Origin of the sequence: Henriciella pelagia (assembly GCF_002088945.1) — a bacterium.
Lineage (GTDB): Bacteria > Pseudomonadota > Alphaproteobacteria > Caulobacterales > Hyphomonadaceae > Henriciella > Henriciella pelagia.
In genome coordinates this window covers 492,494-516,249 of sequence record NZ_NCSU01000011.1, presented here as the reverse complement: position 1 = coordinate 516,249, position 23,756 = coordinate 492,494, and the positions used below count along the sequence as shown (strand labels likewise).

Annotated in this window: 21 protein-coding genes; 12 read left to right on the top strand and 9 right to left on the bottom strand. The window is 58.5% G+C overall.

The window, feature by feature from the left end; genetic code table 11:
• The first annotated feature begins 76 nt into the window (after positions 1 to 76).
• Together ilvD and B8746_RS11960 are read left to right on the top strand one after the other, a co-directional pair.
• Positions 77 to 1,804: a dihydroxy-acid dehydratase gene (ilvD, locus tag B8746_RS11965; protein WP_084393891.1), complete on the top strand. Its 1,728-nt coding sequence runs from the start codon at positions 77 to 79 to the stop codon at positions 1,802 to 1,804.
• Between the two features lie 86 nt (positions 1,805 to 1,890).
• Positions 1,891 to 2,274, top strand: coding sequence for a hypothetical protein (locus B8746_RS11960; RefSeq protein ID WP_143434588.1), 384 nt, complete (start codon positions 1,891 to 1,893; stop codon positions 2,272 to 2,274).
• A 2-nt stretch (positions 2,275 to 2,276) separates the two neighbouring features.
• On the opposite strand, the gene xth is transcribed toward B8746_RS11960, so the two are convergent.
• Positions 2,277 to 3,059, bottom strand: a complete 783-nt coding sequence (xth, locus tag B8746_RS11955) for an exodeoxyribonuclease III (RefSeq protein WP_084394234.1) — start codon at positions 3,057 to 3,059, stop codon at positions 2,277 to 2,279.
• Between the two features lie 137 nt (positions 3,060 to 3,196).
• Here xth and B8746_RS11950 point away from each other — a divergent pair, with 137 nt between their 5' ends.
• On the top strand, positions 3,197 to 5,962 hold the full coding sequence (locus B8746_RS11950; protein ID WP_143434587.1) for a M1 family metallopeptidase: 2,766 nt from the start codon (positions 3,197 to 3,199) through the stop codon (positions 5,960 to 5,962).
• On the opposite strand, the gene B8746_RS11945 is transcribed toward B8746_RS11950, so the two are convergent.
• The gene (locus tag B8746_RS11945) at positions 5,923 to 7,131 is read right to left on the bottom strand and encodes a CaiB/BaiF CoA transferase family protein (RefSeq protein ID WP_084393888.1); all 1,209 of its coding nucleotides are present in this window, start codon (positions 7,129 to 7,131) and stop codon (positions 5,923 to 5,925) included. The genes B8746_RS11950 and B8746_RS11945 overlap by 40 nt on opposite strands.
• Before the next feature lie 113 nt (positions 7,132 to 7,244).
• Here B8746_RS11945 and spbR point away from each other — a divergent pair, with 113 nt between their 5' ends.
• Positions 7,245 to 8,417 (top strand): SpbR family protein, encoded by a 1,173-nt coding sequence (gene spbR / locus B8746_RS11940; RefSeq protein ID WP_084393887.1) that lies wholly within the window; start codon positions 7,245 to 7,247, stop codon positions 8,415 to 8,417.
• Here spbR and B8746_RS11935 read toward each other — a convergent pair.
• On the bottom strand, positions 8,414 to 9,100 hold the full coding sequence (locus tag B8746_RS11935) for an EAL domain-containing protein (protein ID WP_084393886.1): 687 nt from the start codon (positions 9,098 to 9,100) through the stop codon (positions 8,414 to 8,416). The genes spbR and B8746_RS11935 overlap by 4 nt on opposite strands.
• 117 nt (positions 9,101 to 9,217) lie before the next feature.
• On the opposite strand from B8746_RS11935, the gene B8746_RS11930 reads away from it, so the two are divergent.
• Complete coding sequence (locus B8746_RS11930) at positions 9,218 to 10,030, top strand: NUDIX hydrolase (protein ID WP_084394233.1); 813 nt, start codon at positions 9,218 to 9,220, stop codon at positions 10,028 to 10,030.
• Here the strand turns inward: B8746_RS11930 and B8746_RS11925 are convergent.
• From B8746_RS11925 to B8746_RS11905, 5 genes are all read right to left on the bottom strand, one after another.
• A complete protein-coding gene (locus B8746_RS11925) occupies positions 10,027 to 11,292 on the bottom strand; it encodes an amidohydrolase family protein (protein WP_084393885.1) in 1,266 nt (421 codons plus the stop codon). The two genes, B8746_RS11930 and B8746_RS11925, sit on opposite strands and share 4 nt — an antisense overlap.
• A complete protein-coding gene (locus B8746_RS11920; RefSeq protein WP_084394232.1) occupies positions 11,289 to 12,716 on the bottom strand; it encodes an amidohydrolase in 1,428 nt (475 codons plus the stop codon). Before B8746_RS11920 ends, B8746_RS11925 begins: the two co-directional genes overlap by 4 nt.
• A gap of 207 nt (positions 12,717 to 12,923) precedes the next feature.
• Entirely contained in the window at positions 12,924 to 13,829 is a 906-nt protein-coding gene (locus tag B8746_RS11915) for a hypothetical protein (RefSeq protein ID WP_084393884.1), read from the bottom strand.
• A 129-nt stretch (positions 13,830 to 13,958) separates the two neighbouring features.
• Positions 13,959 to 15,959, bottom strand: coding sequence for a DNA topoisomerase IV subunit B (gene parE, locus B8746_RS11910; RefSeq protein WP_084393883.1), 2,001 nt, complete (start codon positions 15,957 to 15,959; stop codon positions 13,959 to 13,961).
• 109 nt (positions 15,960 to 16,068) lie between these two features.
• Positions 16,069 to 16,731, bottom strand: coding sequence for a uracil-DNA glycosylase (locus B8746_RS11905; protein ID WP_084393882.1), 663 nt, complete (start codon positions 16,729 to 16,731; stop codon positions 16,069 to 16,071).
• A 244-nt stretch (positions 16,732 to 16,975) separates the two neighbouring features.
• Between B8746_RS11905 and rpoZ the strand changes: the two genes are divergently transcribed.
• The 7 genes from rpoZ to recO are packed head-to-tail and all read left to right on the top strand — an operon-like array spanning position 16,976 to position 23,020.
• Positions 16,976 to 17,326, top strand: coding sequence for a DNA-directed RNA polymerase subunit omega (gene rpoZ / locus B8746_RS11900; protein ID WP_084393881.1), 351 nt, complete (start codon positions 16,976 to 16,978; stop codon positions 17,324 to 17,326).
• A gap of 6 nt (positions 17,327 to 17,332) precedes the next feature.
• The gene (locus tag B8746_RS11895) at positions 17,333 to 19,576 is read left to right on the top strand and encodes a RelA/SpoT family protein (RefSeq protein WP_233124221.1); all 2,244 of its coding nucleotides are present in this window, start codon (positions 17,333 to 17,335) and stop codon (positions 19,574 to 19,576) included.
• Positions 19,573 to 20,154, top strand: coding sequence for an orotate phosphoribosyltransferase (gene pyrE / locus B8746_RS11890; RefSeq protein ID WP_084393879.1), 582 nt, complete (start codon positions 19,573 to 19,575; stop codon positions 20,152 to 20,154). Before B8746_RS11895 ends, pyrE begins: the two co-directional genes overlap by 4 nt.
• A 17-nt stretch (positions 20,155 to 20,171) precedes the next feature.
• Entirely contained in the window at positions 20,172 to 20,585 is a 414-nt protein-coding gene (gene acpS / locus B8746_RS11885) for a holo-ACP synthase (RefSeq protein WP_084393878.1), read from the top strand.
• Entirely contained in the window at positions 20,582 to 21,346 is a 765-nt protein-coding gene (gene rnc, locus B8746_RS11880; protein WP_158084618.1) for a ribonuclease III, read from the top strand. The genes acpS and rnc overlap by 4 nt, the downstream gene beginning before the upstream one ends.
• Entirely contained in the window at positions 21,339 to 22,289 is a 951-nt protein-coding gene (gene era, locus B8746_RS11875; RefSeq protein ID WP_084393876.1) for a GTPase Era, read from the top strand. The genes rnc and era overlap by 8 nt, the downstream gene beginning before the upstream one ends.
• Positions 22,289 to 23,020: a DNA repair protein RecO gene (gene recO, locus B8746_RS11870; protein ID WP_084393875.1), complete on the top strand. Its 732-nt coding sequence runs from the start codon at positions 22,289 to 22,291 to the stop codon at positions 23,018 to 23,020. The genes era and recO overlap by 1 nt, the downstream gene beginning before the upstream one ends.
• Here recO and B8746_RS11865 read toward each other — a convergent pair.
• Positions 23,017 to 23,718: an extensin-like domain-containing protein gene (locus B8746_RS11865; RefSeq protein ID WP_084393874.1), complete on the bottom strand. Its 702-nt coding sequence runs from the start codon at positions 23,716 to 23,718 to the stop codon at positions 23,017 to 23,019. The genes recO and B8746_RS11865 overlap by 4 nt on opposite strands.
• Positions 23,719 to 23,756 lie beyond the last annotated feature (38 nt).

Genomic DNA, 23,756 nt, shown 5'->3' with positions numbered 1-23,756 from the left:
CGTCAAATGACTAGCGCCAGCGCGCTTGGCGTCCTATTCAGGCGGCGAGTTCAATTACCGCCCTGGAGGCCCCTTCATGAGCAAGACCTGGGACAAGTCACGCCTTCCCTCCCGACACGTCACCGAAGGCCCCGCACGCGCGCCTCAGCGCAGCTATTATTACGCAATGGGCCTGTCGACCAAGGACATTCAGAAGCCCTTCGTAGGCGTCGCCTCGTGCTGGAATGAAGCGGCCCCCTGCAACACCGCGCTGATGCGCCAGGCCCATGCAGTTTCCGATGGCGTCAAGGAAGCTGATGGCACGCCGCGCGAGTTCTGCACGATCACCGTCACGGACGGTATCGCCATGGGTCATGAAGGCATGCGCTCCTCGCTCGTATCACGCGAAGTCATTGCAGATTCCGTCGAGCTGACCATGCGCGGTCATGGCTATGATGCCCTGGTTGGCATTGCCGGGTGCGACAAGTCTCTGCCGGGCATGATGATGGCCATGCTGCGCCTCAACGTGCCGTCTGTCTTCCTCTATGGTGGCTCGATCCTGCCGGGGCGCTTCGAGGGCAAGGACGTCACAGTCATGGACGTGTTCGAAGCCGTCGGCGCGCATGCGGCCGGCAGCAATGACATGACCGAGGAAAAGCTGCACGCGCTCGAGAAGCTGGCTTGTCCTGGCGATGGCGCCTGTGGCGGTCAATTTACCGCAAATACAATGGCTTGCGTCTCCGAAGCGATCGGTCTCGCGCTTCCACTCTCTTCCGCTCTCCCTGCGCCATATGCCAATCGCGACGAATATGCGGTTGAGTCCGGCAAGGCCGTGATGCGACTCATCGAGACCGGCCTGCGCCCTCGCGATATCTGCACGCGCGAAGCCTTTGAGAATGCCGCAATCGTTGTGGCAGCCACGGGCGGCTCGACCAATGCAGCGCTCCACCTGCCGGCCATGGCGAATGAGTGCGGCGTAAAGTTCGAGTTGAAAGACGTTGCTGAGATCTTCCAGAAGACGCCCTACATCGCGTCGCTGAAGCCCGGCGGTGAATATGTGGCCAAGGATTTCGGGGCTGCCGGCGGCGTGCCCATGCTGATGAAGACACTGCACGAAGAGGGCCTGATCAATGCCGACTGCATCACTGTCACCGGCAAGACCTGGGCTGAAAATCTCGAAGAGGTGACCTGGAACCCGGAACAGAAAGTCATCTACCCGGCCAGCAAGCCGATCACCAAGACTGGCGGCGTTGTCGGTCTCTGGGGGTCGCTCGCACCCGACGGCGCCATTGTGAAAGTTGCCGGTTTGCAGAACCTAAAATTCCAGGGCCCGGCGCGCGTCTTCGATGGCGAGGAAGCCTGCTTCAAGGCGGTCGAGAACAAGGAATATGAAGAGGGCGACGTGCTTGTCATCCGCTATGAGGGGGCCAAGGGCGGCCCCGGCATGCGCGAAATGCTGTCCACGACGGCAGCACTATACGGGCAGGGCATGGGCGACAAGGTTGCGCTGATTACCGATGGCCGTTTTTCGGGCGCAACACGCGGCTTCTGCATCGGCCATGTCGGCCCGGAGGCTCAGGAGGGCGGTCCCATCGCACTGATCGAAACCGGTGACCTCATCACTATCGATGCTGAGAAAGGCACGATTGATGTGCGCCTCACCCCGGCTGAACTGGCAGAGCGCAAGCGCAAATGGGTGCCCAGACAGACGCAATATGGCTCAGGCGCGCTCGCAAAATTCGCAAGGCTCGTCGGGCCGGCGCATCTTGGTGCAGTCACGCATGAAGGCTATGACGGCGAGCGCCACGTCTACGCCGACCTGTAGTCGTCATTGCACATGCCCAATTGCGGCCCAGAAATGGTCAATCTGTTCAGCGAGGCTTCACGAAACAGGAATTAGGAGTGTCTCCCATGAAACACGTTCTTATCTTGCGTTCCGGAACCATCGTTGCGCTCTCGGTCGTCGCGGCAACAGCATCCATGCCTGCTCAGGCCGCTGCGAGCTGCTATAGTCAGGGCAAGGCACTGAAGGCACAGCAGGCCGAGGCTGTTGAACTCAAGGCGGAGCGCGACGAACTCGTTGTTACTGTTGAGGACGCCGGTGATAACTGGGAAGACATTGAAGCCTTGAGAAACTTCAGCGCCGAAAATGCGGCCGCTGCTGACGCGGCGAAAACGCGCTATGATACGCTCAAGGCAGAGCTTCACACGCTCGAAGCCGACCTTCAGTCAAAGGTCTCCACGCTCAATGAAGGCGTCGCCGCCTATAATCGCTCCTGCGTCAAGAAGAATTAGGTTCACGCGTCGCCGAGGACGGCGATGACGGGGACATGGTCCGACGGTTTGTCTAGGCCGCGTGCTTTCTTGAAAATCTCGACACTTTCCAGACGGTCCGCAGCCTGCGGTGACAGGAGCAGGTGATCGATGCGGATTCCGTGGCCTTTCTGCCAGGCGCCGGCCTGATAGTCCCAGAACGAATATTCGTGGGCCCGGCCATCCGCGGCCTCGAATGCCTCTGTCAGGCCGAGCCATTTCAGTCGCTGAAAGGCCTGACGGGTTTCCGGCAAGGCGAGCGCGTCATCGCGCCAGACGGCAATGTCCCAGCAATCCACGTCCCGCGGGATCGTGTTGTAGTCACCGGCGAGTGCGAAAGGCTCTTCGAGCGCCAGGAGCTCTCTTGCATGCGCTTCGAGCCGGTTCATCCAGGAAATCTTGTAGTCGAACTTGTCCCCCGGGGCCGGGTTCCCGTTCGGCAGGTAGATCCCGCCGACGCGAACCGGCGTTTCGGCCAGCACAAGCGCCTCAATGTAGCGCGCCTGGTCGTCACCATCATCGCCGGGCAGGCCTTTGCGAATGTCCTCAAGCGGGTGACGCGAGAGAAGCGCGACGCCATTGTAGCTCTTCTGGCCGTGCACCGCGCAGTTATAGCCCAAATCTTCGATTTCGAGATAGGGAAACGCGTCCGTCTCGCACTTGATTTCTTGAAGGCAGATGACATCGCAGTCGATCTCCTTCAGCACGTCCAGCACGGTGGGCAGGCGTGCCTTGATCGAATTCACATTCCAGGTCGCGACTCTCATGTCACCCGTATAAGCACCATTATCAGCCACGGCTATCTTGCGGCTTCGAAATTCTGACAAATCGCTTTAAGTCTAGCTGTAATCGAAAGGATGGCTGGGAAGCCTGATCGTAAGAATTACGAAGCCAGGAGGGCATTGTGCTCGCTCGAAACCTGATCATGGGGCTCTTTGCTCTGGCCATACTGGCCGGTTGCGGTCCAACGCCGCACCCAGCTGAACCAGACCTTTCCGAATTGTACCAGAAAGCGCCTCGAGGTCCGCTGCCGAGCGGCGTCGGGCCGACGGGTTATGAGATTGATCTTGTAATCGATCCAAGGCGCCAGCGCTTTGGCGGCAGCGTGACCATGGATGTGGCCTTCGATCAACCTGCAACCGGCTTCTGGTTGCATGGGCAGGGCCTTGAAATCAAGGCCGTCACCATCACTGACGGGGCGTCTGGGCCAGCGAGCGGATATTGGCGCGACGTGCTCAGATCGGGGGTGGCATGGGTCGGTTTCCCGCGGCGCGCCGGACCGGGCTTTGTGACCGTTCGCATTGACTATTCAGCGCCGTTCGACGCAAATCTGGCCGGCCTCTTTCGCGTGCAGGAGCAGGGCGATTCCTACGCGCTTGCCAAGTCCGAAAGCATCCAGGCCCGCCGTTTCATGCCTGGTTTCGACGAGCCGCGCTTCAAGGCACCCTTCAGCATTTCCCTGACAGTGCCTGAAGGCTACGAAGCCATTAGCAATTCGGTGGAAATCAGCCGCGAACCTACTCAAACGGGAATGCAGCGCATCCGTTTCAAGCGTACCCGGCCATTGCCAACCTACCTCCTGTCGCTCGCTGTTGGGCCATTCGACAGGGTTGATGCCCCATCGCTCGCGCCAAATGCCGTGCGGAGCGTAGCTGTTCCGGTGAAAGGCTATACGAGACGGGACAAGGGTGATGAAATCGCCTATGCGCTCTCGACCACCGCCGCCATGGTGGAATTTTTCGAGACGGCGCTCGAAATTCCGTACCCCTATGACAAGCTGGACATCATCGCTGCGCCGCAATGGCCGAGCGGCGCTACGGAACTTGCGGGTGCGATCACCTATCGCGAGAGTCGTATCCTGTTTGGGCCGTCGAGTGGCCCGGCCGCTCGCCGAGCCCTGCTCAACATCCACAGCCACGAGATAGCCCATATGTGGTTTGGCGACCTCGTCACGCCGCCGTGGTGGGACGATCTCTGGCTGAAGGAAGGTTTCGCCAGCTGGGCCACGGGAATCGTCTTGTCGGAACTTGAGCCGGACGGCGGCTTTGAGCTTGACGCAATCTCGGAAAGTATCAGCGCCATGTCGCTGGACAGCTTGCAAAGCGCGCGTGCGGTACGTGAACCGATCACCCTGAACGACGACATCCGGAACGCCTACGACTCCATCACGTATGATAAAGGCCTGGCCGTAATTGCTATGGTGGACGGGTATTTTGGTGCGGAGACCTTCAGGCCTGCCCTTGGACGCTACATTGCGCGCTTTGAAGACGGCGTCGCCGACAGTGCAGATTTCTTCAGGGTCATAGGCCAGGAGACGAATGAGCCGGATCTGACAAAAGCCTTTCGAAGCTTCGTTGAGCAGTCGGGACTACCGCGCATCGACGCAAGGTTGCAATGCTCGGAAAATCAGCCGCCACGCGTCAGGATCCAGCAAAGCCGCTACACGCCTCTCGGCAGCCCGATCGAGCAGGACCGGCGCTGGACAATTCCTTTCTGCCTGATTGCTGGGGCCGAAGGTGAGAAGGTCCGCCAGTGCGAAATGCTTGATAGCGAAGCCGCCGTCATCGCCTTCGATGAGCTGGAGTCTTGCCCGGACTGGATCATGCCGAATGCCGACGGCAAGGGCTATTGGCGTTTCAATCTCGACAGCCCGCAATGGGCGACGCTTGCCGTCCATTTTGCAGAGCTTTCGGGCGGAGAAGCGCTCGTCGCTGTCGACAGTGCAATCGCCGCTTTTGAAGCAGGTGACGCGTCGCTTGCGTCTGTTATGGCAGTGGTGAATGCCGGCGCAAGGCGTCCCGAACGGCAGGTCGTGAGCGAGGCCGTTTCAGCCTATGCCAAACTGCTCCAGTTCGTTCCGAAGGATAGCGAAGCCCGCATCGGATATGAGACGGAAATCCAGCGGCTGTTCAAGCCGCAGATCGAGATGCTCGCAGGGGGGGATGATGAAAACAACCGGATTCTCGTGTCCAAGCTTGAGTCCTTCGTGGCCCGCTATGGCAATGACACCGCACTACGTAGCGAGTTTTCCAATGCTGCCCGTGCATATATTGGATTGCGCCCCGAGGCGTCTGTGCGTGAACTCACCAGCGATGACTTTTCGACTGCACTCGCCATCGCCATGCAGGACGGTGGCAGACCGGTCTATGACGCCCTCCTGTCTGCGGTCGACAGGATTGACGATCCCATGTTTGAACAGGCTGCGGCCTATGCGATCGGGCAGAATACGGATGCGGACCTGAATCCCGAGATACTCGCCCTTGCCATTTCGGGCGAGGTCGGGACACGAGAAGCCTACACGCTGGTGTCGGGTCAGATGGGACGAGACGAAACTCGTGCCCAGACCTGGGATTGGCTGCGCAGGAACTATCCGGCATTTGTGAAAGTCATCCCGGGTCAGCGTCCGAGGTCAACGCCGCGAATGGCATCTGGGCTTTGCCGCCCAGAAGCCATAGGTGAACTCCAACGCCTGTTCGAACGCTATGGCGAGTTGGCGCCCGGCCATGAGCGCGCGCTTGCTGAAGCGAAAGAGAAGATTCAGCTTTGCGTCGCACTCCGGGCCGAAAAGTCAGATGAAGTTCAGCGTTATTTCTCCCTGCTTGTGCCGGTCGAGGCGGAGCCGGTTGAGAATCAGGCGGCTGAAGAAACAACACCTGACGAAATCAACTGACGGATCTCGCTCTCGGATTTTCCAAGCGAGCTGAGTACGGCCTTGGAATGTTGCCCAAAATTCGGGGCAGGGCCTTTCGGACCGTCATCGGCGCCGGGGAAACGAACAGGCGAAGCCGGCGAGGAGAAAGTCGAGCCGTCGCCTGCCGACGACGGCACCTGCACCACGCCGCCAGCGGCATGAACCTGGGGGTCCTGTGCGGCCTCCGCCATGGTCTGAACCGGTGACCAGGCGATGGAGTGCTCGTCCAGCTTCCTCGCCGCCTCTTCACGGGTCATTGCACCGAAACCCGCGTCCAGGATATCTACGCATTCGCGGTTGTTGGCCCTGCGCCCCTTCGCGTTGTTGAACCGTTCGTCATCGATCAGGTCTTCGCGGCCGATCACGCGGCAGATTGGTGCCCAGTCCGTTTCACCCTGTCGGGCGACTATGCAAAGCCAATGGTCGTCCGCTGTCTTGAAGAAATTCATGATTGGCACGGTCTGCTCATGGCGGGCCTTTGTCGAACCGAGACGGCCGAAGAACAGCTGGATGGCAAAATCCGATCCCATGGTGAACAGGGCGGTGCGCAGGAGTGATGCTTCGACAAGGCGACCCTTGCCCGTCCGGCCAGCCTCAACAAGGGCGGCGCAGATGCCCGCAGCCGCCGCGATGCTCGTCGTATGGTCGCCATAGGCTGTACGGCAAGGAAAAGGTTCGCCGCCCTTTGGGATGGTGGAGCGCGCCACTCCGGCACGTGCCCAGAAGCTGGCAACGTCGAAGCCCGGCTTGTCTGCGTCCGGGCCATCAAGGCCGTACCCGGTGAGGCTGCAATAAACGAGTTTCGGATTCACTTCTTTGAGGCCGTCATAGTCGAGGCCGGATCTCGCAAGGCCGCCCGGTCGGACATTGGTCAGAAACACATCCGCGGTGGCTGCAAGCTCACGCAGGAGTGCATTACCCTCATCGGTCCGCGTGTCGATGCCGATCGACTTCTTGCCGCGATTGTCGAAGTCGAAGACGGGATTGTCCTGGATGTCTGTGCCGAGAGTACGAAAGAACTTGCGAATCGGGTCGCCGCCCGGAGGCTCAACCTTGATCACTTCGGCGCCCCAGTCGCTCAATATGCTGCCTGCCCCAGGTGCAGCCATATAAGTTGCGTATTCAATGACGCGTATTCCTTCGAGCATTGATGTTTCCTCACTTGTTTGATGCGGCAAATCCCGATTGGTAAACCGGAAATTAACCGGCCCGACTCAATTGTCAGCACTAGAGTTTGAGGCACAGAGGAAGGCGCGTCCAAATGGGTATTGCAAGCATGCGTCCGCATTTGTCGCAGGATGACATCGAAAGGCTGATGAAAGGGGAGACGTCCGAAGAGCGGGCCAATATTGCGCATCGGCTGTGTCGGCGCATCGCCACAGATGCCCTGACCGACAAAGAGCGTCAGCATGCCGAGGATATCATCAGGATTCTCGCCGAAGATACGGCAGACCTTGTTCGCCGCACGCTGGCCGTCGCCTTGCGCAATTCCCCAAGATTGCCACGCGAGGTTGCGTTGAAATTGGCGCAGGACATCGAGTCCGTTGCGCTTCCTGTTCTGGAATTCTCACCGTCGTTTACTGATGAGGACCTTATCGAACTCGTGCTTGCCGTCACGGCGTCGAAGCAGGCAGCCATCGCCGCCCGCTCGGGGGTGAACAGTGAGCTGTGCGAGATAATAAGCGAATTTGCTGCGTCTGAAGCTGTTGTCACTCTGGCCCGCAACAAGGGGGCCAGTTGGACGGAGAAGGCCTTCGAGAACTCGATTGGGCGCTTCTCTGACAATGATGAGGTAAAAGCCGCGATTGTGAACCGTGAATTCATCCCGGTTCACATCGCCGAAAAACTTGTGTCGCTCGTCTCGGGGCAGGTTTTCGATGTGCTGGTAAACCGTCACGAGTTACCAGCGCAGGTGGCGATTGATCTTGCTTCCGGGGCGCGGGAACGCGCTACCATCGACCTCGTTGAACAGGCAGACCGAAGCCAGGACATGCAGCGCTTCGTGCACCAGCTGGACCTCAATGGGCGGCTCACGCAATCGCTGATCATGCGGGCGCTGTGTGTCGGACATATGAGCTTTGTCGAACATGCCCTGGCTGAGCTGTCGGGCGTGCCGCACAGCCGTGTCTGGCTGATGATCCATGATGCCGGACCGAGGGGCCTTGCTGCGATCTTTGATCGCTCAGGCTTGCCTCGCAAACTATTGCCGGCCTTCAAGGCGGCTGTGAGCGTGTATCATGAAACTGAGCTCGATGGCGGCACGGACGACAAGGCCCGTTTCAGGTCACGAATGATCGAGCGGGTCCTTACCCAGTTCCAGGCCATTCCCAAGGATGATCTCGACTATCTGCTTGAGAAGCTGGACGCTTATTCTGGTCAGGCGCAGGCCTCGGCTGACGACGAGACGTCAGGCAAGGTCGTTCGGACCGGCTAGGCGTCTGCGCGCGGGCGCACGCCGAGTTCGATGCCCATTTCGGCGAGTTCTGCGCCATCGCGATAGTGCACATTCTCCGCGACGACAGCCATGCCGCAGGCGACAGCAGCCTCCACGCGGCCTACTAGGTCATTGGATGACCAGAGCTGGTGGGCATCAATGCGAACGGAATCCAGCATCAATCTAAGCCCGGTATCAAGCGGCGTGCACCAGGAACGTGTGGCGTTGATACCCACCCGGAAGCCGCGTTTGCGCAGGGCCTGAATGCTGTTCGACACGTCCGTTCGAGACTGAGCGAAACAGGCGTCTTCCACTTCGATGCAGATTTCCTGCGGGCAGAGTCGGCCACGTGCCGCAGCCGCTTCGCACGCCATCGGCGTATCTGGGTGCATCATGGCCGCACTGGGGGCTTCAATCAGGATTGGACGAGCCATGGCATCTTCTTCGCGCGCCAATATGGCTGTCTGCTCAACCTGGTGAGCAAGCCAGAGGGCAGGACTGATGCGTTCTGCAATCAGCCCTGACGCGCCGAAAGACGCACGCTCTTCATAGCGCTTGGGCGTTTCGGCAATCAGGTTGACGATGTCACCCTGAACCAGGTGAATGACAGGCTCGAACCGCAGTGCTGGCATCAGGCCTGGCGTGTGGACTTTTGCTGGCGTGCGCGTTCTTAGCTGTTGCATAGGTCACCCGTTCTGTGATCGTCTGATAAAAACCAGATACGGCAACTGAATTGAGATCACGCGCACACCGGTGATTTGATTTCTTTCAAATTTGCTGGAAATGCGGAGGAAGAAGAATTGAGCAAGACTGCCCCGGATCCACTCCTGTCATCGACGATCCTGCTGCTGCGCGACGAGCCAGACCTGCAGGTCCTCATGGTCAAGCGCCATTACCAGATCGACTTTGCGGCGGGCGCACTCGTCTTTCCAGGGGGCAAGGCCAATGAAGAGGACGCGTCAGAGGATTGGAGCGACTTTACCGATGGCGGCTATGCCGGTGCCGAGCGTGTGGCCCGTATTGCAGCGGTTCGCGAAGCCTATGAGGAAAGTGGGCTGATCCTGGCGAGGCACGCAGGCTCGCGCGGGGTCGGTAAAGCCCTGGTAGGTGCTGACATCGCAAAATCGCTGGAACCTTTCAGGAGTGCGGTTGATCGCAGAGAGCGGAGTTTCGTTGAGCTGGTGCGCGAGCATGAGATTGTTCTCGCGCTCGATACGCTGGTTCACTTCGGACACTGGATTACGCCCACAATGATGCCGAAGCGGTTCGACACGCATTTCTATCTTGCCCCGACACCGCCGCAACAACTGGCAAGACATGACGGACGGGAAACAACTGATTCGGTGTGGCTCGAACCATCACGCGCCCTTGGCATGGCAGACAATAACGAAGCCACCATCATTTTTCCGACACGAATGAACCTCGGTAAGCTGGCAGAAACGCCCAATGTGCAATCAGCCATCGAACGGTTCGGCAAGGAAGCCGTGGTGACCGTCCTGCCAGTGGTCGGTCAGGATGAGCTTGGAAACCCCTGCCTGCACATTCCAGCCGAGGCCGGCTACATCCAGACGACCGAACCGCTCGAAAACATAGCGAATGTCGCCAAGCGCTAGTGCTTGTAGGCGAGTGGCTTCTCACTCTCATCGAGTGAGAGATACCGGTCGCGCAGCCTTGTCTGACGGCTCTCAAGGCTCTGTTCCACGCCGTCAATGAAGATCTTTGTCGGCGCGCTTGTGACTTCCAGTGGGTCGCCGTCCCAGATGACGACATCCCCGACGCTGCCACTCTGGAGGCTGCCATAGCCAGCCATTCCGTAGATTTGTGCGGGAACGGTGGTAATTGCCCGCAGGGCATCTTCGTGATCAACGCCATTTGCGACGGCGTTGCCGGCGACCTGCAGGATCAGGCGCGTCTGGTGGCTGTCATCGGTGAAATAGGAGAAGGCGGTAGGCACGCCGGCATCGATCAGACGCGCAGCATTGTATTGGGTGGCGCCGAGCGACTCAAAACGGCTGGGAAGGTTCGCAAACGGGTCAATAATGACCGGAATGCCTGCCTTAGCGAGCTCATCAGCGACCATCCAGCCTTCCTCGGCGCCGACCAGCGCGATGTTCAGACTGCTGCTCTCGGCCTTCAGCTCGATCACCTTACGGATATCGCTGGCGCGGCTCACGCGAATAAGGATCAGCTGGGATCCGCGGCTCGCCGGGCCGAATGCGAGGGCATCAACACGGCTGAGCGCATCACCTTCATTGTGCGCGAAGTATCTCGCTGGATAGGTACGCGCGTCGACCAGAGCTGCGCGAAGCTTAGCCCAGGCAGCTGGCCGCGATCCGCCGGAAAGGCCAGAGCCTGCTTCACCGAGATTGATGAACATGAAAGCCTTTTGCTTGTCGACTGAGTTCGCCGCTCCCGACGTATTGGCGATGAAGCCCTGTCCGCCGAAGAGTGAAGCTCCAAATCCCGGGGCCACTGCAATCCGCGTGACGCCCTGAATACGCGTGACCGCGACGTTCGTCTCCAGCGGATTGAAGCCATCGCTCATGTCGAGGGCTGCGGTGTACACCGAAGCGCCTGCAGCCGTATCATTCGTCGAGACCTCAGAACCGACTTCAACGATTCCGGCGCGTGAATAGGGCGCAAAGATACCCGGCGTCACCCAGGCACCTTCGACATCAATGGTCTCCATGCCGACAGGAATTGCTGCGCCGGTGCCCACGGCGGTGACTTCGCCATCTTCTATGACAACGGTGGCGTTCTCTATCATGCGATCGCCTGTCCAGAGCTTCGCATTCTGAACCGCAATGTCCTGAGCGCTCGTGCCGAGCGCACCAATGGAAGAGGCTGCCAGCAAGGCGAGAGTAGTGCGGATCATTTGGTGTCTCCTTCGCCAGGCTGGCCAAGTTCGAAATCTGTAACAGGGTTGCCGTCCGGATCGTTGAGGTCGTACATCAGCGCGCCGTCGATGAAGACTTTCTCGGCTTTCGCGTAGACGCTGAACGGGTCTGCAGTCCACAGCACCACATCGGCATCCTTTCCAGATTCCAGCGAACCAGTCTGATCAAAAATGCCAAGGGATTTGGCCGGGTTCGCACTCAACCATGCCCAGGCTTCGGCGTCGGATATCTCGATACCCGCGCGGCGCCCGTCAGAGAGCGCTTTCGCTGCTTCCTGATTCAGTCGTTGAATACCAATATCGCTGTCAGAGTGGACAACCGCGCAGGCACCGGCATTGTGCACCATCGGAATGTTTTCCGGGATGCCGTCATACGCTTCCATCTTGAAGCCCCACCAGTCTGCCCACATCGACGAACAGATGCCTTCCTCTGCAAGCTTGTCTGCGATCTTGTAACTTTCGACAGCATGGTGGAAGGCGGTGACCTTGTAGCCGAACTCCTTCGACATATCGATGATCTGCGCCATTTCGTCGGCGCGATAGCAGTGCATGTGGACGAGGATTTCTCCATCTAGAACGCCCTTCAGCGTATCAAGTTCGAGATCCCTTGCAGGCATGTCGCCGCCTTCTTCTTCCCACTTGTCCCACTTTTCCTTGTATTCCGCCGCCTTGATCCAGGAGGTGCGATAGCCCGCCAGATTGCCCATGCGAGAGAATGGTGCGCCGCCGGGGAAGCCGCCGCCACCGTATCCATAGACGCGTTTCGGGTTCTCGCCGCAGGCCATCTTCAGCGTGTAGGGCGCATCAGGAAACTTCATGCCCTGCGCTGTCCGGGAGAGGACATTCTTCACAATCACGCCCCGGCCGCCGAACAGGTTGGCGGAGCCAGGAAGGATCTGCATGGAAGTGACACCGCCAGCGAGGGAGCGGGTGAAGCCCGGGTCCTGTGGCCAGATGCTGTGCTCGGCCCAGACTTCCGCAGTAACCGGTCCTGACACTTCATTGCCATCGCCATGCGCGCTGACGCCTGGGGAAGGGTAGACGCCGAGATGGGAGTGATTGTCGATGATGCCCGGGGTGACGAACTTGCCGGTTGCATCAATGACCTCCACATCGTCGGTAGCCTCGATCGTTTCGGCGATTTCTGCAATGTTACCGCCGGATAGGAGAACGTCATAGCCGTCAAATGCGCCGCCTATTCCATCATAGACAGTGGCATCCTTCAGCAGGACAGGTGATGAAGGATAGGGTGTGTAGGTAGAGGGGTAAGGATTCTTGTTGATCTCGCCTGCGTCGGCATTTGCCGGGCTCCCCTTTTTGTCGCTAGATCGATCATTGTCGCCGCAGGCGGCAAGCCCGGCTGCGAGTAACAAGGCTGTCGCAAATCCGATAGTTCTTTTCATGATCACCCCTACAACCACTTCCAGGTTGCCATAGTGAGACTCTGGTATCGAGTTTCAATGCCTTTCAGTCAGTTTTGTGGGGTTGCTCAAGCGATTACATGCCTATGCCCCCTCATCAGACGGCAGCAGTCAGCAAGATTGGCGGCGCGACTGAATTCAGATCAGCGCCAGGTGTCAGAATCAAAAATGCATAAACGGCGCGGAAGGCTAGATCAGTGCTCGGGTGCAATTTGGAGCGGCCAGGTCAACAGCAAATGTCGCGGGTGTGACTGCAGCGGAATTTTGCGGCTTGCCGACGCGTTTGAAGGCTCGTGCGAGCAGCGCCTTGGACACCGTGCCTGCAGAGACAGAATGAGCCCGCGACGGCCTTGCGCCAAAGTCGCGCCGCAGCCGCCCATTGGCGTAAGTTGCGTTTGCCTTGATGAGTGCCGGCAGCGTCATGAATTCGCAGGACAAAGAAACGTTCAGCATGTTCCCATTCTGCACGCGGTGCGGCGCCGTCTGGGGCCAGGTAACACCCATGCCTGGCCGAAGCGGAAACTCCTGCGCCATCAGGTCGAAAGACGCGCTGTAGGGCAAGCCTTCTTCCTTCTCTCGCAGCGCAATGGCTTCGACATGGGCAGCAGGCGCGAAGCGTTCAGTCGGTGGATAGAACCAGACCGTTTTTTCCCCGCGCACCTGGAACAATGCGACCATCGGGATGTCCAGATGGTAGTGGACGTGTACGTTGGGTGACGAGATCAGCACGCCCATATCGCGCTTCAAGACGCGTTGGCCGCTCATATGTTGGATACTATTGAAGACCTGGTCGGCGATTGGGGCATAGTCTGCGACATGGCTGTTGGTTGCCCGAAGGTTCAGCCAGATGCGCCCGTTCTTGACTGCTTCGAGCAACTCCTCGCCCGACATGTCTGGCGCTTCGCCCTTCACAGGTGCTTCTTCGCCCTCGCCATGGTCCGCGAATGTCCAGATGCCCAGCTGATCGCGGGGGTAGAGATCGAGCAGGGCGGCCAGCGATCCGTCACAGAAAAGCGGTGAATTGTGAATTGAGTGGCGCGCTTCGATGATGGATTTGCCGAATTCTGCGCGCGCTGCCTGTGGCCAGTCTACCATGGGTCTCGTCCCGTCCTGATACATAACGGGCATTCGCGCATTAGAAAACATCGCTTTAGCCCTACTCGCCTGTCAGGAGAGCAAGATGCGGGCCGATGTTTGAATGTGGGTCTTCAGGCGGCAGCCAGATCAGACGTCGAGCTCATCCGCGAACTGCGCATTTTCCTGAATGAAGCGGAAGCGATGCTCTGCTTTCTTGCCCATGAGCGTATCGATGAGTTCTGCCGGTTTCATCTCCGTCAACTCGTCGAGCGAGTCGGGCAATGTGATGCGCGCAAGGGTGCGGGTGGAAGGATCCATGGTTGTTTCCTTCAACTGAGCCGGGTTCATCTCACCGAGACCCTTGAAGCGTCCGACTTCGACCTTCTGATTGGGCTTGAACTCAGCTTCCAGGAGGTCGGCTTTCTGTTCGTCATCCATGGCATAAACAGACTTGCCCTTGTAGCTCAGGCGATAGAGCGGCGGCATGGCCATGTAGAGGCGGCCACTCTCGATGAGGCCGGGTGTCATCTGATAGAAGAATGTGATGAGCAGTGACGCGATGTGTGCGCCGTCAACATCGGCATCGGTCATGATGATGACACGCTCATAGCGAAGATCATCGATATTGAAGCGCGTCTTCAGGCCTGTGCCGAGCGCCAGCATCAGATCGGACAGTTCCTGGTTCTTTTCCAGCTTGTCGTCAGATGCCGATGCGACGTTCAGGATCTTGCCGCGCAATGGAAGGATCGCCTGGGTCTTTCGATCGCGCGCCTGCTTGGCAGAGCCGCCAGCCGAGTCACCCTCCACGATGAAGAGCTCAGTGTTTTCTCCGCCGCTCGCCGAGCAATCGGCGAGCTTGCCAGGCAGGCGCAGACGCTTGGTTGCCGACTTGCGCGCGACATCCTTGGCTTTGCGGCGCTTGGCGCGTTCGTCGGCGCGCTCCATTGCCCAGTTGAGAAGTTTGTCTGATTCTTTCGGACTACCGGCCAGCCAGTGGTCGAAGCGGTCACGCACAGCATTCTCGACGAGGCGGAACGCCGCTGTGGTCGAAAGTTTGTCCTTGGTCTGGCCAACGAATTCCGGCCCGCGAATAAAGACCGACAGCAGGATGCCAGCATAAGACATGATGTCGTCGGCAGTTATCGTAGAGGCTTTTTTCTGGCCGGTCAGCTCGCCGTAATTGCGAAGGCCTTTTGTGATGGCTGAGCGCAGGCCCGCCTCATGCGTGCCTCCATCCGGCGTGGGAATGGTGTTGCAATAAGAGCGCGAAAAACCGTCCGCCTCGCCAAAGCCAGCGGCAGTCCACGCGATCGCCCATTCGACCTTGCCTTCTTCTGTTTCAACCAGGCCTGAGAACGCTTCAGATGTGATCGTTTCCTTGCCCTTGAAGACCTCGCCCAGTTGGTCGGCCAGACCGTTCGGATAGGTCAGGATGGCTTCGCTCGGGATCTTGGAGTCTTCCGGCAGCAAGGACGGGTCACACGACCAGCGCACTTCAACACCGCGATAGAGATATGCTTTCGACCGAGCCATCTGGAACAGACGGGGTGGCTTGAAGCGAAGCTTCTCTCCGAAGATTTCATGGTCTGGTTTGAAACGGACAGTGGTGCCGCGCCGGTTCGGTGCTGCGCCTTTAAGTTCCACCGGGCCGAGTACATGGCCGCGCTCAAAGGATTGCACATAGAGTTTCTTGTCGCGCGCCACTTCGACATCGACGCGTTCGGAAAGGGCATTCACGACGGATATTCCGACCCCGTGAAGGCCGCCTGCGGTCGCGTAGGCCTTGTCGGAGAATTTTCCGCCGGAGTGAAGCGTCGTCATGATCACTTCCAGCGCAGACTTGTTCGGGAACTTCGGATGCGGATCGACCGGGATGCCGCGGCCATTGTCAACGACTGTCAAATAGCCTTCGGCGTTGAGGTGCACTTCGATCCGGCTCGCATGGCCTGCGACAGCTTCGTCCATCGCATTGTCGAGAATTTCAGCAAAAAGGTGATGGTAGGCTCGCTCGTCGGTCCCGCCGATATACATGCCGGGGCGTTTGCGAACGGGTTCGAGGCCTTCAAGGACTTCGATGTCCTTGGCGGAGTATCCGGATTCATCTGGAGTCATACTGTCGAAAAGCTGCGCCTGGTTGGAAGCTGCCATTGGGAATCCCCGTCTAAACCGACTCATCGGAACGATACGAGGCCTAATGTCAGGAGGACAGTGTTAATGCCGCGTTAACCTTCGTTCTGTTGTGGGCAAAGTCTGTGGATCATGCGGAAACCGCTTCCATCAGTTCCTTGGCGCGGCTGAACACATTTTCGAACATTTCGGTGGTCAGGCGTCCAGTGTTCGTGTTGTACCGCGAGCAGTGATAGCTGGAAACAACGATAAGACCGTTCGGCGCGTTGTATTCTGATCCATGTCCGAAGGGATGGTCTTTCACCTTCATGCCAAGCGCCCGACACGTGGAGTCGTGAGAGATCTTGCCCAGACACAGGATGATCCGCAGATTTGGAAGTGCCGCAATCCGGGCGGCCAGATAGTCGCGGCAATTGTTCACTTCTGCGCCAACCGGCTTGTTCGCTGGCGGAACGCACCTCACGGCATTGGTGATCATGGCATCCTTCAGCTCCAGCCCGTCATTCGGGTGCGCACCGTATTGGTCATTTGAAAAGCCGAGCTTTCCAATGGTGTCGTAAAGGAGATCACCAGCCCAGTCGCCAGTAAACGGGCGCCCCGTCTTGTTGGCCCCCGAAACGCCCGGTGCGAGGCCGACGATCAGCAGCCTCGCTTTCTCGTCACCAAATGAAGGCACAGCGCCATTGAACCAGCCGGGATGTTCGAGGCGGTTCTTCGAGCGGTATGCGACCAGCCTGGGACACAAGTCGCAGTCTGCCGGAGCCTCAGCCGGCAAGTTCATGTTTTTTGTCATACGGTTCTCCAGTTCGCGGCCTGTATCGCGAGGCATCGGCGTATTGCCGGCCGGATCAAGCGATACACACGAATTATGATGGGGGGAGGTTGATCGGGCTTGCTACAGCCAGCCCGAGATGCCCGCCATTTTTATTGAATGTGCAATGCTGGCCGGAGGCTACCGGCGCACTGCATTCAACGCAAGTCGTGGGTTGTGCTGGCGTGCTGCGGCGCATATAAAGTGCGGCTACAGGAGATTTCCCATGGCACGCGTAACTGTTGAAGACTGCATTGAGCAGATTCCAAATCGTTTCGACCTGATTCTGGTGGCCGCACAGCGCGCTCGCATGATCCGCGAAGGCTCGCCGCTTACGGTTGACCGCGACAATGACAAGGATCCAGTTGTTGCCCTTCGCGAGATCGCTGAGCGCTCTGTGAGCCTCGACGTCGTCAAGGAAGGCCTCATCGCAAACCTTCAGGAAGTACGTCCGGGTGAAGAAGAAGAGCGTGAGGCTGACCGCGTTGCACTCGAGGCGGCACCGGCTGCCAGCGAGGAAGACGTGATGCGCGCATATCAGGCTGAGCTCGAATCAGGACGCGACGATAGGTTCTAGACCAGCATGACCAGTGCGACCGTAACGATCCCTGATCGGTCGCCCCCCAATATGGAGCGGCGCGTCGAAGGAGTACGCGCCGTAATTCCATCCAGGGAAGACCTGATCGAAGCGGTCAGGTCATATCACCCGAACGCAGACGCCAAGCGCCTTGGCATCGCCTATGACTTTGCCAAGAAGCACCATGGCGAACAGTTGCGTAAATCGGGTGATCCTTATTACTCCCATCCTGTAAAAGTCGCGATGCTGCTTGCACACATCAAGCTCGATGAGTGCACGATCATGGCTGGACTCCTCCACGACACGGTCGAGGATTGCGATGTTTCGCTGGATGAAATCGAATCTCTGTTCGGCAACGATGTTGCTGAACTGGTTGACGGCGTAACAAAGCTGGGAAAGCTTGACTACAAATCCGAAAAATCGAAGCAGGCCGAAAACTTCCAGAAATTCATTCTGGCCACGGTTCACGACATTCGCGTGCTGCTTGTGAAGCTCGCGGACCGGCTACACAACATGCGCACGCTTCATTTCATCCCGAAGGAAGAAAGCCGGCTGCGCATCGCCCGTGAGACGATGGAAATCTATGCGCCGCTAGCGCGCCGGGTTGGTCTTTACCAGGTCGCATCAGAGCTCGAAGACCTTGCCTTCTTTCATGTGAATGCTCCCGCACGCGACAGCATCATCCAGAAGCTGGAAGAGCTGACATCGGAGAATGCCGACGATCTCGAACGGATACGCTTTGCCATCAAGCAGGTTGTGGCGGAGCAGGGGATTGAGGCCCGAATCAAGGGGCGTCGAAAACAGCCATATTCGATCTGGCGCAAGCTCGAGAAGAAGTCGATCTCCTTCCGCGACGTTGCTGACATCTTTGCCTTCCGCATCATCGTTGAGCGGGTCGACGAGTGCTACCAGCTGCTCGGCGCTTTCCACACCGTATGGGCATGTCTGCCAGACCGGTTCCGCGACTTCATTTCCGTGCCAAAGCCAAACGGATACGCCTCACTGCACACGACTGTTCGCGCCTCCGGAAATCGTCTGGTTGAGCTTCAGATCCGTACCGAAGCAATGGATGATACGGCGGAGCACGGCGTTGCGGCGCACTGGACCTACAAGAATAGCGAGTATGGATTCGACCTTGAGTCGTCGAAAGCTGCCGGTCTCGACCCTGGCGCCAACCTCAGGGCGTTCGGCGAACTGCTGGCAGACGGTGCGGAGCCAGATGAATTCCTGGAGCATGCCAAGCTCGAAATGTTCCGCGAGCACGTCTTTGTTTTCACGCCGAAGGGGCGACTGATCATCCTGCCAGGCGGCGCGATGCCGCTTGATTTTGCCTATGCGGTTCACACGGCGGTTGGCGATACGTGTGATGGGGTCAAGATTAATGGAGTGGTGCGAACACTGCGGACGCCGCTCAATAATGGTGACGTTGTGGAAATCCTGCGCCGCGACGAGTCCCGGCCGGTCATAGGCTGGGAAGCCCTGACTGTCACCGGGCGTGCGAGATCGGCCATCCGGAGGCTGATCCGGGGCCGGGAACAGGCCGAATTCATCCGGCTCGGTCGGACGTTGATGGACAGGGATCTTCGCCGGGCTGGGCTCGACCCATTTGAAATCGATCTTCCGCGCATAGCCACGCGCGCGGACTTTGACAGCGCAGAAGCGCTTGCCGAAGCGATAGGCAGGGGCCGTTACGATACGAGCGATTTCATCCGCACGGCGTTTCCAGGCCATGAGCCGCCGGCTGCCGGGGCGAAAGACCGGACTGTTCTGGATGATGAGTATGCAAGCCAGATTGTCGCTGGTGAGGATCTGACTCCTGGCATTACGCTTCATCTCGGCGAATGCTGCCACCCAATTCCGGGGGATCGCATCATTGGGCTGCGCGAGCCGGAAAAGGGGCTCGTCATTCATACGATCTTCTGTAACCGTGTGGCGGATTTTGAGGACCGCCCGGACCTCTGGGTCGATCTACGCTGGAACGAGCTGTCGAAACAGGGCGTGGTCGCAATCGGTCGTATCAGCGTCCGCGCGGTGAACAAGCGCGGTGTGATGGCAAGCCAATGTTCAGCGGTTGCGCAGGCGGGCGGAAACATCACGCGCGTCGAGACAGGCGAACGCACGTCGGACTTTCTTCAGCTGATCTTCGACATTGAGGTTGAGGACCTGCGCCATCTGGAGCAGATAAAAGCCGCATTGCGGGCGCTTGCGGTTGTCGAGAGCGTGGAACGGCTGGAGGAGGTTCAGACTTGACCAATGAAGATGTGCTGAATGTGTTTCGTGAGGCAGGCGCTCTTCTCGAAGGTCATTTCATACTTTCCTCGGGCCGACGGAGCCCTGTCTTCCTTCAAAAAGCGCTGGTATTTTCGCAGCCAGAACTCGCCGCCAGGCTGTGCAGTGCACTCGCCGATCTGATTACCGAGAAATTTGGCCGGATTGATGTTGTCGCCGGCCCGGCTGTCGGCGGGATCGTGCCTGGATATGAGCTTGCGCGTCAACTCGGCTGCCGTTCGATTTTCGCCGAGCGCGTTGACGGCCAGCTGCAGTTTCGCCGTGGCTTTTCCATCGCAGAGGGTGAGCGCATCCTGATTGCAGAAGACATTGTCACCACGGGACTTTCATTTCGCGAGACCGTCATCGCGCTCGACAGGCTGCCCGGTGAGCTGGTTGGCGGATCCTGCATCATCGACAGATCCAATGGAAAGGCTGATGTCGGATGCGAACTTGTGGCGCTCGCCAGTGTCGACTTTCCTGATTACGCCGCCGATGAACTGCCTCCAGAGCTAGAAAAGCTCCCTGCCATCAAGCCAGGGAGCCGGGGGCTCGCCTGAGCGGGTTAGTGTGCGCCATGATCATCGGTATGGGAAACGACCTCTGCAACATCGAGCGGATCGAGCGGTCAATTGCGCGTTTCGGGGACCGTTTCAAACAACGCTGCTTCACCGAAACAGAAATTGCGCTTGCTGAACGACGCAGGCGGTCGGCCGAAACCTACGCCAAGCGGTTCGCGGCCAAGGAAGCTTGCGCCAAGGCGCTTGGGACAGGTGTTCCGCGTCGTGGGGTGCACTGGAAGCATATGGGCGTTGTCAATTTGCCAACCGGCAAGCCGACCATGAAGCTGATCGGCGGTGCTGAAAAGCGGCTGGCAGAGATTATGCCGCCCGGGCACGAAGCGCTGATTCACCTGACCATCACGGATGATCACCCATGGGCCTCAGCGGTTGTCATCATAGAAGCTGTGCCGCAAATAGCCTCGTCATGAGCAAACCGCGCCCAAAACGAAAACGCCTCCGCGCCGCAGGGCGATCCCTGCCGCGTAAACGCCCTGAGCTTGAGGCAGAAAGACGCGAGGCGCTGGAGAAGCGACTGGGGTACACCTTCAAGAATGTGGAATGGCTGCACCGCGCACTGACACACCCAAGCCTGATCGACAATTATGATGGCGACGCCCAGTTCTCCAATCAGCGACTGGAATTCCTGGGGGACCGGGTTCTGGGTCTCGTCATGGCGGAACTGTTGATTGCCAAGTTTCCTGCAGAGCGCGAAGGCTATCTTACCAAGATCTTCCATCAGCTTGTAAGTGGTGAAACCTGCGCCGAAGTCGGCGAGGCCATGGGGCTGGGAGACTACATGTTCGTTGATGCGTCCATGCTCAAGAACAAGAAGGGCAGCTACGACAAGAGCGTCGCGGACGCTGTAGAAGCGATCATTGCGGGTATCTACCGTGATAGTGGGATGGATGCGGCCCGGGATTTCATCAAACGCCACTGGGTGATGGAAATCGTCGAGCGCGAGGTGTCACAGCAAAATCCAAAAACCAGGCTGAGTGACTGGTGCGGTGCCAATCGCGCGCCATATGCGGTGTACAAGATCATCGAACAGTCCGGTCCCGATCACGAACCTGTCTTCACCGTCCAGGCAAGCGTGGAGGGCAAAGGGGCTGCAACGGAAACTGGTCGATCGCGTCAGGAAGCCGAAATGGCAGCCGCAGACCGGCTTTTGAGGGATTTGTTACGTGGTTGAAGAAAGCGACATCAGGAAAGCGGGTTTTGTGGCCGTGATCGGCGCACCGAATGCTGGCAAGTCCACGCTGACCAATGCCATGGTCGGTGCCAAAGTGGCGATTGTGACCCACAAGGTCCAGACGACCCGCTTTCCCGTCCGCGGGGTGGCGCATCATGGCGACGCTCAAATTGTGATTGTTGATACGCCCGGCATCTTTTCTGCAAAGCGGCGTCTCGACCGGGCCATGGTCAAGGCCGCCTGGGCTGGCGCAGATGATGCAGACGCAGTGGTACACCTGATCGATGCGGCCTCATGGATTGCCGACAGCAAAGGCAAGGCTGCGCCCGCCCAGAAGCGCTCGGTTGAAGATGATGAGCGGGTGATCGAAACGCTGCGCAAGACCGGCAAGAAAGTCATCCTGGCCCTCAACAAGATTGATCTCTTCCCACATGACGAGATCCTGCCCTTCATGCAGAAATTCAACGAAGCTGGTGTTTATAGCGACATCTTCATGATTTCTGCGGAGAACGGTGACGGTGTTGACGCTCTGATGGCGGAACTCGCGAACCGCATGCCTGAGGGCAGCGCGATGTTCCCGCCAGACCAGTCTGCCGACATCCCAATGCGGCTCCTGGCAGCTGAGATCACGCGTGAGAAGTTGATGCTTCGCCTGCACGAAGAGCTTCCATACCAGCTCATGGTCGAAACCGAGTCATGGGAAGATTTCCGCAATGGCGATGTGAAGATCCAGCAAGCCGTTATCGTCGGCCGTGACACACACAAATCCATCGTACTGGGAAAGAGCGGCCAGACGATCAAGGCTGTCAGCCGCGCGGCGCGCCAGGAGCTTAGCGACCTGCTTGAACGAAAGGTTCATCTGTTTCTTTTCGTCAAGGTCGATGAGAAGTGGCAGGAGCGTCGTGAGTCCTATTCCAGCGTCGGGCTGGACTTTGATCTCTGATGCAGTGGCGCGATGAGGGTCTGATCCTCGGCGGTCGCAAATTTGGTGAAAGCGGCCTGATCCTCGACGTGCTCACTCGGACACGCGGGCGTCGTTCGGGGCTTGTCTACGGTGGGGCATCGCGAAAGAAGCGGCCCCAGTTTGAACCTGGAAACTCAGTCGACCTGTCCTGGTCGGGACGGCTGGAGGAGCAGCTCGGTCGATTTGATGTGGCCGAAGCCACGCGTTCACGAACAGCCCGCCTGATTGACTTACCCGAAGCCTTGCTGGCCGTAGCATCCATTGCAGCCTTGCTCCGTGGCACCTTGAATGAGGGCGATCAGGCGGGCTCCTATCTTTTTGAAGCGACCGAGATGCTGCTCGACAGCCTTGAAGATGGCGAAGTCTGGCCCGCGCTCTATGTTCGCTGGGAGCTAGGATTGCTTTCAGCGCTCGGCTTCGGGCTGGACCTCGATGCGTGCGCAATCAGCGGTGAGAATGATGGCCTGACCCATGTCTCTCCGAAAACGGGCCGAGCTGTACGGGGGTCTGAGGCGGAAGAGTATGTTGATCGGCTGCTAGCTCTGCCTGCATTCCTGATCGATCCAAAACAGCCGGCTAGCGCCGCAGATGTCGCGGCCGGTCTCGAATTGACGGGCGTGTTCATCGAACGCCGTCTTTTTCACACAAACAACAGGGACATGCCTGAGCCACGACGGCGGCTTTATGCGAGGCTGCAAAAGCGTACTTAGCGGCAGATGCTGGCGTTGCCCATGTCGAAGTGGAAATGGTCTGCATGCGCTGCATTATAGTCCGGGCCCAGTACGACAGAGAACAAGCGGCACCCGCCATCATGGACTGCGTCCAGAAACGCGCCGAGATCGCTGTCTTCGCGCCAGTGCCGCCGCACATTAACGGTCCGACCATCGGCAAGTCTGAAACCACGAATATCGATCGCATTTGCGCGTCCATGTTCGCTGAGGCGATTTGAGCCTGCTATGGTGCGGCAGGAGAAGCTGCCATAGGTCAGCACTTCCTCCACCGGCGAGCCCAGGATATCTTCCGCTGCCGGTCCGACGATTTCCCGTTCCCAGACGTAAAGCGAGGCCATCTGGTGGCAGGTCATCTTTAGCGGCGCGACGGAATAGGGCAGAGTTGAGTTGTTCAGAACGGCTGTTCGCGAGAGCGGGCATCGCTCTGTGCTTGCATCTTCATTGGAGAGCAGCGTGTATTCCACGCCGGCCTTGAGTAGTAAATCATAGCAGAGGTCAGTATCGGCCTTGATGCGTTGCAGCTTGAAATGGGTCGCCACACCAATCGGGTCATTCAGGCTTATGGGTCGAAGCGGATTATGCTGGGCTGGCAGGTAGCGATTGGCAATGAAGATCGTGAACACAACAATGGCGATGATGCCGACCTGTTTTATGGTTCGTTGGAGCGTGTTGTTCATTCCTTAACCAATCGCGGCAATCTGTTAACGTTACGTCT

What these genes read in the sequence shown, in the direction of transcription:
- ilvD (WP_084393891.1), top strand. Translation starts at nt 77, where the DNA reads ATGAGCAAGACCTGGGACAAGTCACGCCTTCCCTCCCGACACGTCACC.
- B8746_RS11960 (WP_143434588.1), top strand. Translation starts at nt 1,891, where the DNA reads ATGAAACACGTTCTTATCTTGCGTTCCGGAACCATCGTTGCGCTCTCG.
- xth (WP_084394234.1), bottom strand. Translation starts at nt 3,059, where the DNA reads ATGAGAGTCGCGACCTGGAATGTGAATTCGATCAAGGCACGCCTGCCC.
- B8746_RS11945 (WP_084393888.1), bottom strand. Translation starts at nt 7,131, where the DNA reads ATGCTCGAAGGAATACGCGTCATTGAATACGCAACTTATATGGCTGCA.
- spbR (WP_084393887.1), top strand. Translation starts at nt 7,245, where the DNA reads ATGGGTATTGCAAGCATGCGTCCGCATTTGTCGCAGGATGACATCGAA.
- B8746_RS11935 (WP_084393886.1), bottom strand. Translation starts at nt 9,100, where the DNA reads ATGCAACAGCTAAGAACGCGCACGCCAGCAAAAGTCCACACGCCAGGC.
- B8746_RS11925 (WP_084393885.1), bottom strand. Translation starts at nt 11,292, where the DNA reads ATGATCCGCACTACTCTCGCCTTGCTGGCAGCCTCTTCCATTGGTGCG.
- B8746_RS11920 (WP_084394232.1), bottom strand. Translation starts at nt 12,716, where the DNA reads ATGAAAAGAACTATCGGATTTGCGACAGCCTTGTTACTCGCAGCCGGG.
- B8746_RS11915 (WP_084393884.1), bottom strand. Translation starts at nt 13,829, where the DNA reads ATGGTAGACTGGCCACAGGCAGCGCGCGCAGAATTCGGCAAATCCATC.
- parE (WP_084393883.1), bottom strand. Translation starts at nt 15,959, where the DNA reads ATGGCAGCTTCCAACCAGGCGCAGCTTTTCGACAGTATGACTCCAGAT.
- B8746_RS11905 (WP_084393882.1), bottom strand. Translation starts at nt 16,731, where the DNA reads ATGACAAAAAACATGAACTTGCCGGCTGAGGCTCCGGCAGACTGCGAC.
- rpoZ (WP_084393881.1), top strand. Translation starts at nt 16,976, where the DNA reads ATGGCACGCGTAACTGTTGAAGACTGCATTGAGCAGATTCCAAATCGT.
- B8746_RS11895 (WP_233124221.1), top strand. Translation starts at nt 17,333, where the DNA reads ATGACCAGTGCGACCGTAACGATCCCTGATCGGTCGCCCCCCAATATG.
- acpS (WP_084393878.1), top strand. Translation starts at nt 20,172, where the DNA reads ATGATCATCGGTATGGGAAACGACCTCTGCAACATCGAGCGGATCGAG.
- rnc (WP_158084618.1), top strand. Translation starts at nt 20,582, where the DNA reads ATGAGCAAACCGCGCCCAAAACGAAAACGCCTCCGCGCCGCAGGGCGA.
- recO (WP_084393875.1), top strand. Translation starts at nt 22,289, where the DNA reads ATGCAGTGGCGCGATGAGGGTCTGATCCTCGGCGGTCGCAAATTTGGT.
- B8746_RS11865 (WP_084393874.1), bottom strand. Translation starts at nt 23,718, where the DNA reads ATGAACAACACGCTCCAACGAACCATAAAACAGGTCGGCATCATCGCC.